Origin of the sequence: Streptomyces sp. NPDC051940 (assembly GCF_040680895.1) — a bacterium.
Classification (GTDB): domain Bacteria; phylum Actinomycetota; class Actinomycetes; order Streptomycetales; family Streptomycetaceae; genus Streptomyces.
Map to the genome: position 1 here is coordinate 1 of NZ_JBFAXR010000233.1, position 6,337 is coordinate 6,337.

Here is a 6,337-nt window from a genome sequence, read left to right on the forward strand (position 1 = left end):
GTCTACCCGGTCAAGGGTGTGGGCAACGCCACGCTGATGGACGAGGCGGCGCTGCGCGAGAAGTACGGCGTCGACGGCCCCGGGTACGTCGACCTGCGCGCTCTCGAGCGCGATCTCGCGGGGCGAGTGCTGCACGCCGATCTTGACCTCTACGGCCATGGTCCCTCCGACGTTCAGGTGTTAAGCAAGTGATGCGTTACGGCAGCAACACTAACCCGCCCGCGCCGCCTGCAGGCTCAGACGCTGAACGCCGGCAGCGAACAACCGTCAGTGCTCGGTGCCGTGCAGCGGGAATCCCGCGATGCCGCGCCACGACAGGGACGACATCAGCTTCGACGCCGCGTCCCGCGGGATGTTCTGGCCGGCGCTCAGCCAGTAGCGGGCGGTGATCTGCGCCATGCCGCACAGGCCCACGGCCAGCATCATCGACTGCTCGGCCGCCAGGTCCGTGTCCTCGGCGATGACCTCGCTGACCGCCTCCGCGCAGTCCAGGCTGACCTTGTCGACGCGCTCGCGCACGGCCGGCTCGTTGGTCAGGTCGGACTCGAAGACCAGGCGGAACGCGCCGCCCTCGTCCTCGACGAAGGCGAAGTAGGCGCTGATGACCGTCGCGACGCGCTGCTTGTTGTCCGACGTGGACTCCAGCGCGCCCCGGACCGCCTTGACCAGGGCCTCGCAGTGCTGGTCGAGCAGGGCCAGATAGAGCTCCAGCTTGCCCGGGAAGTGCTGGTAGAGCACCGGCTTGCTGACGCCGGCGCGGTCGGCGATGTCGTCCATGGCCGCGGAGTGGTAGCCCTGTGCGACGAAGACCTCCTGGGCCGCGCCCAGCAGCTGGTTCCGTCGGGCCCGGCGCGGCAGCCGGGTGCTCCGTGGACGTGCCTCGGTCTGCTCGATGGCTGTCACACCGCCTCCCAAAGATCGCCGTACCGCGTCACGCGGATGGGGTGTGACGGCGGTAACGGACACGTGCGTGTCCGCCATCCTACGGTCGGGTAACCCGTGTGCGCGTGGCGCGAGCAAGGATTTCACGTACACCCGCGCCGGGGAACCCGGATAAATCTCCGCAGGTCACCGGTAATCGTCCTCATTCATGGCGACGACGCGGGCCTGTTCCGCCGCGTCGGCGGTGTTCGCGTGGTCGCCGGTGCGCTCGTCGAACGCCGAATCGTCCTGTTGTACGAGGTCGGCCTGCTGCTCCGCGGCGTCCGCCTCCGGTACCTCGTCGCTCGTGCGGTCGGGGCCGGCCTGGAAGGTCTCCGGCTCCTGCGGGTCGGGCGTCATGGCGGGTCTCCCCTCTCTGGGGTGGGTCAGCGTCAGGCGGCCCGGCTGGTGCGCGGGTGCGTGACGGTGTCCTGTGTCCGAGCGTAAGAGAGGTGCGCTCCGGCCGCTATGCGATCTGTGGGCATCCGCCGGTTTCGCTCCGGTTCGCGGGGCGGTGTCCTGGCCGGTCGCCCCGGCTGACCTGGTATCCGGCCGGAGAGGGCCCGGTCTCGCCCCCGGGAGGGCGCGGCGTGATCTGTGACCGCGAACACCCGTACCAAGCGGTTGACTCTCTCGTAGCATGTGCCCATGTCCTCGACCGAGCTGCCGCGCACCCAGGCGGTTCCGGAGGTGCTGCCCACCGCGGCGCAGAGCGACGGCACGGTCACCCTGCGGCACGTCCCGCTCCCCGGCCTAACCCTCGCCGTCCGGCACCGGACGCCCGCCCGGGAGGGGCTGGAGCCCGCGCTGTACGTCCACGGGCTGGGCGGATCCGCGCTGAACTGGACGGCCCTGGCGGACCAGCTGGCCGGCCGGGTCGACGGCGAGGCGGTCGACCTGCCCGGCTTCGGGCAGTCCCCGCCGCCGGACGACGGCGACTACTCGATCACCGGACACGCCCGCGCGGTGACGCGCTACCTCGACGCCCGCGGCCGCGGACCCGTGCACCTCTTCGGCAACTCCATGGGCGGCGCCGTCGTCACCCGCGTCGCCGCGCTGCGGCCCGACCTGGTGCGCACCCTCACCCTCGTCTCACCGGCCCTGCCCGAGCTGCGCCCGCAGCGCACCGCCGTACCGACGGCGCTGCTGGCCATCCCGGGGGCGGGGTCGGCGTTCCTGAAGCTCACGAAGGACTGGACGCCCGAACAGCGCACCGGCGCGGTGCTGGCCCTGTGCTACGGCGATCCGCGGCGGGTGACGCCGGAGGGCTTCGCCGACGCCGTACGGGAGTACCAGCGGCGGCTCACGCTGCCGTACCACTGGGAGGTCATGGAGCGCTCCGCCCGCGGCATCGTCAACGCGTACACGCTGGGCGGGCAGCACGGGCTGTGGCGCCAGGCGCGGCGCGTGCTCGCGCCGACGCTGCTGGTGTACGGCGCCCGCGACCGGCTGGTGTCGATCCGGATGGCCCGCAAGGCCGCGCGCTCCTTCCGGGACTCGCGGCTCGTGGTGCTGCCGGAGGCGGGGCACGTGGCGATGATGGAGTACCCCCAGGTGGTGGCCAGGGCGTTCGGCGACCTGCTGGCCGAGCGGGGCGGGAGCTGACGCGGGCGTGGGCAGACACGGGGCGGGATCGAGGCGTCAGCAGCAGCGTGCGGCGTCCGGGGATACGGGGTCGTTCCCCCGGGTGAGCGATACGGGGGCGATACCGCGGGTCGGTGATACGGGTCCGATACCCCGGGTCGGTGATACGGGTTCGGTGCCGCGGGTGAGCGATACGGGGGCGATGCCCCGCGTCGGTGACACCGGTTCGGTGCCGAGGGTTCCCGGGCCCCGGGTGGGGGACACGGGTGGGATGCGACGCGTCGCCATGCCCGTGCCGGACTTCGGGCTCATCACGCACGCCGCCGCGTATCCCTCCGAGGAGGTGCGGGGCGGGCATCCGCCGTACGCCGAGCCGCCGGCCCGGCCGCGGCCGCGCGCCGAGTACGTCGGCGCCTTCGACGAGGACGTGTACGGCGGTATCGCCGCGCCGCCCGGGCCCCGCGGCGGCGACGACTGGGCGGACTGGCCCGCCGGGCTGCGCGACGGCGAGCCCCGTCCGGAGCCTGTCCAGATCCTGGACGGCGGACGGGCGGGGCGCAGGCGCAGCCGGGTGCGACGGGTGACGGGTATCGCCGCCGCGCTGACCGCGGTCGCGGTCACCGCCGGCATAGCCGTGCAGGCCGTGGACGGCGGGGGCGCGGACGAGGACCGGACGGCGGCCGGGGAGCGGGCGGGGAGCGACCGCGCCACGCGCTCGCAGCCGCGCGAGGAGCCGCAGACGGCGCAGCAGTCGCCCGCGGCTGCGCCGGCTCCGCCGACGTATGCCGAGGCGATGGCCGCGAGGTATCCCCTCGCGGCGGACCTCTCCGGGCCGGACGAGTTCTACGTGGCCGGGGCGCCGGCCAAGGCGCCCGGGAAGGGGCGCGTGGTGAAGTACCGCGTGGACGTCGAGCGTGGACTGCCGCTGGACGGCGAGCTGTTCGCCGAGGCGGTGCACAAGACGCTCAACGACCGGCGCAGTTGGGGCGGGACGGGGGAGCGGACCTTCCAGCGGGTGGGGGCGGGGGAGGACGCGGCGTTCGTGATCACGCTGGCGAGTCCCGGTACGACGAACAAGTGGTGCGCGAAGGTGGGGCTCAACACCGCGGTGCAGAAGGTGTCGTGTGACGCGCATTCGACGCCGCGGGTGATGATCAACGCGTATCGGTGGGCGCGGGGGGCGGAGACGTTCGGCGATCACATGCTGGCCTATCGGCAGATGGTGATCAACCACGAGGTGGGGCATCGGCTCGGGTGGGGGCACGTCGGGTGTGACAAGGACGGGGGGCTGGCGCCGGTGATGATGCAGCAGACGAAGTTCCTGTCGACGGACGGGCGTACGTGTCGGCCGAATCCCTGGCCTTATCCGACGCGCTGAGGGGTTTTGCGGGGGTCGTGGCTCGCCTTGCGCTGCGGGGGCTTCGCCCCCGGGCCCCCTTTGCGGGCTGCGCCCGCTTTTCGCGCCTGGACGGCGCTCGGCCTCAGACGCCGGCCGGGCTTCATGTTGCGTTGCGCCGGCTGTCGCGCATCCGGCCTTCGGCCGGAGTCCTCAAACGCCGGACGGGCTGGTTTTGGTCCCTTCGCCCTGATGCCTGGGCGCCGGTGTGTCGGCGCTGCGCGCCTCGTCCTCAAACGCCGGACGGGCTGGGGTGCGGGCGGGCCCGGTGCGGTCCTCACACCTACGCCCTGGCCGAGCGTATACGCCCTGGCTCGAACGCATCTCGTATATCGGAACGATACGTCCCGCGATGTGAAACTGAATTGCTCATTTGTGCGATGATCGGTCATCGTGTTCCGCATGTCGCAGCGAGCCGCCTCCGCCCACACCAGCCATGAGCTGGTGCTGATCGGCGTGACCGCGCACTGCGTCGCCGACATTCTGTGTAGCTGAGGCCGCAGTCTCCGCTCTCTCCCCGGTGCCCTGAAGGGCCCGTTTCTTCTCCTTCACCCGTGCCGGGGGCGGCCTCATGCGCGTGCTCGAACGCGCCCGCCTGCCCCCGTGCGGTCTTACGCCAGGAAAGGCAGCGCACACCCATGCGTCCATCCGTCACCCTCCGCCGCGCCGCCGCGGCCGCCCTCGGACTCGCCGTCGTCGCGGGCGCCGCGGCCTGCGCCGGTCCGGAGGACTCCGCGTCGTCCGGCAAGGGCGAAGCCGGCGCCGCGCCGCAGCAGGGCGGCACGCTCACCGTCCTCAACTCGTCGCCGCAGTCCGACTTCGACCCGGCCCGGCTCTACACCTCCGGCGGCGGCAACGTGCCCTCGCTGATCTTCCGTACGCTCACCACCCGCAACCGCGAGGACGGCGCCGAGGGCGCCAAGGTCGTCCCGGACCTCGCCACCGACCTGGGCAAGCCGAACGCGGACGCCACCGAGTGGACGTACACGCTCAAGGACGGCCTGACGTACGAGGACGGCACGCCCATCACCAGCGCCGACATCAAGTACGGCATCGAGCGCTCCTTCGCCGCCGAACTCTCCGGCGGCGCCCCGTACCTGCGCGACTGGCTGGTCGGCGGCGAGGACTACGAGGGCCCGTACAAGGACGGCAAGGGGCTGGACTCGATCCTGACCCCGGACGCGAAGACGATCGTCTTCAAGCTGCGCAAGCCCGAGGGCGAGTTCCCCTACCTCGCCACCCAGACGCAGTTCGCGCCCGTGCCGAAGGCGAAGGACGACGGCACCAAGTACGAGAACCACCCGGTGTCCTCCGGCCCGTACCGCGTCGTCACCAACAAGAACGACGGCGAGGAGCTCGTCCTCGAGCGCAACACGCACTGGTCGGCGAAGACCGACGAGGAGCGCAAGGCGTACCCCGACAAGATCGTCGTGAAGTCCGGCCTGGACTCCGCCGTCATCAACCAGCGGCTGTCCACCAGCTCCGGCGCCGACGCCGCGGCCGTCACCACCGACACCAACCTCGGCCCGGCCGAGCTGGCCCAGATCGGCAGCGACAAGAGCCTCGCCGACCGCGTGGGCACCGGCCACTTCGGCTACACCAACTACCTGGCCTTCAACCCGAAGGTGAAGCCGTTCGACAACCCGAAGGTCCGCCAGGCCATCGCGTACGCCGTCAACCGCAAGAGCGTGATCAACGCGGCCGGCGGCTCCGCGCTCGCCGAGCCGGCGACGACGTTCCTCCCCGAGCAGAAGTCCTTCGGCTACACGCCGTACGACCACTTCCCGGCGGGCGAGACCGGCGACGCGGCCAAGGCGAAGGAGCTGCTGAAGGAGGCCGGTTACCCGGACGGCCTGACGATCACCCTCACGCACTCCACCGAGGAGAACCGCGAGACCGGCCCCGCCACCGCCACCGCCGTCCAGGAGGCGCTGAAGGCCGCCGGGATCACCGTGAAGCTGCAGGGCCTGGAGCCCAACGCGTACAACGAGGCGCGCTGGACCGTGGCCAAGACCCCCGGCTTCTTCATCTCCCGCTGGGGCGCCGACTGGCCGTCCGGCGGCCCGTTCCTCGCGCCGATCTTCGACGGCCGGCAGATCGTGGAGAACGGCTCCAACTACAACCACGCCCAGCTCGACGACGCCGCCGTCAACACGGAGATCGACGAGATCAACAAGCTGACCGACCTCGACGAGGCCGCCAAGCGCTGGGGCGCGCTGGACGCGAAGATCGGCGAGCAGGCGCTCGACGTCCCGCTCTTCCACCCGGTCTACAAGCGCCTGTACGGCAAGGACGTCAAGAACATCGTGATCAGCGACTGGACCGGCGTCCTGGACATCTCGCAGGTCGCGGTCAAGTGACCACGGCCGGCGTACTGACCGACCCGGGGACCGCCTCCTCGGTGGAGGAGGCGAGCCCGCCGTGCCGAGCCCGCCG

General features: G+C 71.7%; 6 protein-coding genes and 1 pseudogene. 5 read left to right on the forward strand and 2 right to left on the reverse strand.

Annotation, left to right across the window (positions count from 1 at the left end):
* Positions 1 to 192: pseudogene (locus AB0M28_RS39520) on the forward strand (hypothetical protein); the annotation flags it as partial.
* A gap of 75 nt (positions 193 to 267) precedes the next feature.
* Here AB0M28_RS39520 and AB0M28_RS39525 read toward each other — a convergent pair.
* Both AB0M28_RS39525 and AB0M28_RS39530 read right to left on the reverse strand, forming a co-directional pair.
* Complete coding sequence (locus AB0M28_RS39525; protein WP_365415525.1) at positions 268 to 903, reverse strand: TetR/AcrR family transcriptional regulator; 636 nt, start codon at positions 901 to 903, stop codon at positions 268 to 270.
* Between the two features lie 165 nt (positions 904 to 1,068).
* Positions 1,069 to 1,281, reverse strand: a complete 213-nt coding sequence (locus AB0M28_RS39530) for a hypothetical protein (protein WP_365415527.1) — start codon at positions 1,279 to 1,281, stop codon at positions 1,069 to 1,071.
* A 288-nt stretch (positions 1,282 to 1,569) separates the two neighbouring features.
* On the opposite strand from AB0M28_RS39530, the gene AB0M28_RS39535 reads away from it, so the two are divergent.
* The 4 genes from AB0M28_RS39535 to AB0M28_RS39550 all read left to right on the forward strand — a co-directional run bounded on the left by AB0M28_RS39535 (position 1,570) and on the right by AB0M28_RS39550 (position 6,261).
* A complete protein-coding gene (locus AB0M28_RS39535; RefSeq protein ID WP_365415528.1) occupies positions 1,570 to 2,526 on the forward strand; it encodes an alpha/beta hydrolase in 957 nt (318 codons plus the stop codon).
* Positions 2,527 to 2,776: 250 nt separating this feature from the next.
* Complete coding sequence (locus AB0M28_RS39540; RefSeq protein ID WP_365415530.1) at positions 2,777 to 3,883, forward strand: DUF3152 domain-containing protein; 1,107 nt, start codon at positions 2,777 to 2,779, stop codon at positions 3,881 to 3,883.
* A 420-nt stretch (positions 3,884 to 4,303) separates the two neighbouring features.
* The gene (locus AB0M28_RS39545) at positions 4,304 to 4,396 is read left to right on the forward strand and encodes an Ms4533A family Cys-rich leader peptide (RefSeq protein WP_365415532.1); all 93 of its coding nucleotides are present in this window, start codon (positions 4,304 to 4,306) and stop codon (positions 4,394 to 4,396) included.
* A 143-nt stretch (positions 4,397 to 4,539) separates the two neighbouring features.
* Complete coding sequence (locus AB0M28_RS39550) at positions 4,540 to 6,261, forward strand: ABC transporter substrate-binding protein (protein WP_365415534.1); 1,722 nt, start codon at positions 4,540 to 4,542, stop codon at positions 6,259 to 6,261.
* Positions 6,262 to 6,337: the final 76 nt, after the last annotated feature.